At 62.2% G+C, this 1,525-nt stretch carries 2 protein-coding genes; both read left to right on the plus strand.

Translation table 11 applies throughout. The features are described 5' to 3' along the window. Positions 1-988, plus strand: a 988-nt coding sequence (locus VGY55_11480) for an OB-fold nucleic acid binding domain-containing protein (GenBank protein ID HEV2970581.1), incomplete at its 5' end; no start/stop codon positions are given. A 118-nt stretch (positions 989-1,106) separates the two neighbouring features. After that, positions 1,107-1,525, plus strand: a 419-nt coding sequence (locus tag VGY55_11485; GenBank protein ID HEV2970582.1) for a hypothetical protein, incomplete at its 3' end; no start/stop codon positions are given.

Genomic DNA, 1,525 nt, shown 5'->3' on the forward strand with positions numbered 1-1,525 from the left:
CGCGGGGGCCATGGCACGGCGATACGTCAATCAATTAGGCGACGGTGAGTCGGTCGAAGAGGTCTTCCTACTGGCGGACAAGCAGCTCCGCGCAAACCGCAATGCCAGCCTGTACTTGCTGGCTACGCTGCGCGACCGGACGGGGATCATCAACGGCTTGATGTGGAACATGACCGAGACATCGGTCGCTCCCCTCAATGCCGGCGATTTTGTGAAGGTCAAGGGGAAGGTGCAGCTCTATCAGGGCGCGCTGCAGATTATCTTGACCCACATCCAGCCGATTCCCTCGAACGGGATCGATCCGTCCGACTTTCACGCCACCACGAACAAGAACGTCGACCAGATGCTCTTGCGCCTGAGAGAGATCCTGCTCTCGATCAGCGAGCCGCATCTCAAATTGCTCATGGAACGCTTCCTGGCCGATCCGGACCTCATGCGCGACTTTGCGCTCGCGCCGGCCGGGATCAAGGCCCATCACGCCTATCACGGCGGATTGCTCGAGCACGTCGTCAATATTCTCGAGACGGCCCAGCGGATCGAAGATCTCTACCCCAAGATTGACTTCAACCTGCTCCGGGCGGGGATTTTCTTGCACGACCTCGGCAAGATCCGCGAGATGAGCTACACGACCGCCTTCGCCTATACCGACGAAGGGCAGCTTTTGGGGCACCTGGCCATCGCGCTTGAGATCCTCGACGCCAAGATCGCCGAAGTCACGCGGCTGAGCGGTCAACCGTTCCCGATCGAAATCACTCTGCGGCTGAAGCACATGATTCTGAGCCACCACGGTACGTACGAATTCGGCAGCCCGAAACTGCCGATGACTCCCGAGGCGATCGCCCTGCACCACCTCGACAACCTGGACGCCAAGGTCCACGAATTCGCCCGCTCGATCCAGGACGATCCCAATGCGGGCTCGAACTGGACCCCCTATTCCCCGCGGCTCGATCGGAAGCTGTATAAGGGCGTCTCTGCCGGAACATCGTGAAGACCGGGTGGCACTGGCGGCTCGTCCGCCAGTGAGCCTTTCCATTGCGAGCAAAGACACTGGCGGACAAGCCGCCAGTGCCACCCGATGCTGATCGGCTGGCGCGGCGAACTATCTCATGTCCGATCTCGAGCGGCGAATTCTCGATGTGCTCAGCGAGCCCGGCGTGAAGCCGCTGCGGCCTGCCGCTCTGGCCAAGCGCCTCAAAATCACGAAGAAGCAGCTGCCCGAATTCCGCGAAGCATTGCAGCAACTTGTAGAGTCGCAGCGATTGAAGGAGGGGAAGAAGGGCGGCCTGCGTCCACGGCATTCCGCCGGCCTGGTCGAGGGAATCGTCAAGAAGATCGGCTCGGGGGCGGGCTATCTCCGACCGCATGAGGCGGTCGCGGAAGGCCGCCAAGCCGAAATCTTTATCGCGCCGGCCGATATGCGCGATGCGCATACCGGCGACGAGGTGCTGGTGCGACTGACCAGCGCACGCCGGCACTCGGGCCAGCGCTGCGGCGTCGTCGAGCAAGTGCTCGCGCGGGCGACCGG

The sequence above is a fragment of the Pirellulales bacterium genome, assembly GCA_035939775.1.
Lineage (GTDB): Bacteria > Planctomycetota > Planctomycetia > Pirellulales > DATAWG01 > DASZFO01.